This is a genomic window from Nocardia sp. NPDC058497, from assembly GCF_042720195.1.
In the GTDB taxonomy this organism is placed as follows: Bacteria; Actinomycetota; Actinomycetes; order Mycobacteriales; family Mycobacteriaceae; genus Nocardia.
This window is the reverse complement of sequence record NZ_JBHXMY010001028.1, coordinates 1-1,137: the sequence shown is the minus strand read 5'-3', so window position 1 is coordinate 1,137 and position 1,137 is coordinate 1. Positions and strand designations below refer to the sequence as shown.

Genomic DNA, 1,137 nt, shown 5'->3' with positions numbered 1-1,137 from the left:
CACGGTGACCTCACCGTCGGGGGCGTCGGTCGCGTCGCCGGGGGCGACGAACCAGTGCGTGACCTCGCCGTCGGCCAGGTCGTCTTCGACCGAGCCGTCGGGGAGTACCGACAGGGCGCCTGCGGTGGACGCGGCCAGGAATTCCTGGACGGCGGCGGGGCCGGAGGCGTGGGTGGTGTAGGTGGTGGATTCGTAGTCGATGCCGTGATCGTCGCGGAGGCGTTCGGCGAGGGCGACGGCTTCGGACTGGGCGATGGTCGTCGCGGTCTCGCCGGTGACCAGGACGAAGGCCGGGTGGTCTTCGGCGAGGGGGCGGACGCGGTCGGCGTAGGAGACGGGATGCGCCGCGGCCGCGGCGATCTCGGCTTCCACGTCGGACAGGACCAGCCACTGGCCCGCGACGCCGGCGACCGGCTCGGCACTGATGCCGAACGAGGCGCCCGCCGCGGCGATCTCGACGCCGGTGAGCGCACCGGCGAACAGGACCGCGGCACCGGCCTTCTGGACCGCCCAGGCGGCCAGGACCGAATCCACGCCGCGGGGCAGCGAGATCGCGACGACATCGCCGGGGCCGGCACCGCGGGCGATCAGCACGCGGGCCAGCTGCGAGGACTTGCGGTCCAGTGCGCTGTAGGCGATTTCGCTGTCGCCGCGGAGCAGGGCGGGTGCCTGCGGGTCGGCTTCGACGACCTCGCCGAGCACCTTGGCCACCGTCTGCGCGCCGACGCCCGCCGTCGCGACCGGGGCCGAGACAGCAGCCGTCACACCGGATTCGGCGAGCAGCTGGGCGCGTTCGCCCGCGTCCAGGATGTCGATGTCGCCGACCAGGCCGGTCGGGTTGTCGAGCAGCTCGTCGAGCACGCGCAGCAGACGCGCGGACAGGGTGCGGACCTCGTCCTCGGTGTAGGTGCTGCGCAGGTAGCGCAGGGTGATCTCGATGGTCGACTCGGCCATCACCACCAGCGTGAGCGGGTAGTGGGTGGCGTCGTCGAGGCCGACACCGGTGACCTGCATGCCGTCGATCGAGCTCGCCGCGGTGACGGCGTCCTTGTCCATCGGGTAGGACTCGAACACCCGCAGAGTGTCTAACTGAGCGCCCGCACAGGCCACCCACTGGGTTTAGGAGAAGAAGAGATA

1 protein-coding gene is annotated in these 1,137 nt (G+C 71.6%); it reads right to left on the bottom strand.

All coding sequences use genetic code 11. The features are described 5' to 3' along the window. Positions 1-1,074: AMP-binding protein (locus ACFWPJ_RS33450; protein ID WP_378857615.1), on the bottom strand; the 1,074-nt coding region annotated here is incomplete at its 3' end. Positions 1,075-1,137 lie beyond the last annotated feature (63 nt).